This is a genomic window from Escherichia sp. AM3, from assembly GCF_032029835.1.
Taxonomy (GTDB): domain Bacteria; phylum Pseudomonadota; class Gammaproteobacteria; order Enterobacterales; family Enterobacteriaceae; genus Escherichia; species Escherichia coli.
Window position 1 is genome coordinate 1 of the sequence record NZ_JAVUPQ010001209.1, and the last position, 246, is coordinate 246.

Consider the following 246-nt stretch of genomic DNA (forward strand, 5'->3'; position numbering starts at 1 on the left):
GTTCCGGTAGGAGGTAACAGATTTGACTTACAAAAAAACAGACCTGATATTACCCCTGCATGCTGGATAAAGAAAACATCTGGCGGTACAGACCTATTTGGCCGTCTGTGGTGGGATCGTCCTTCTGTAACTATTCGAACAGAATTTTTTAAGCCGGAAAAAGGACGCTATCTCCACCCAGAAGAACACCGTCCAATCACGCACCGTGAAGCTGCGCGTTTAATGAGTTTTCCGGATAGTTTTGTT

1 protein-coding gene is annotated in these 246 nt (G+C 45.1%); it reads left to right on the forward strand.

What is annotated here, in order from left to right; translation table 11 throughout:
* Positions 1-246, forward strand: a 246-nt coding sequence (locus tag RTW80_RS30335; protein ID WP_312721923.1) for a DNA cytosine methyltransferase, incomplete at both ends; no start/stop codon positions are given.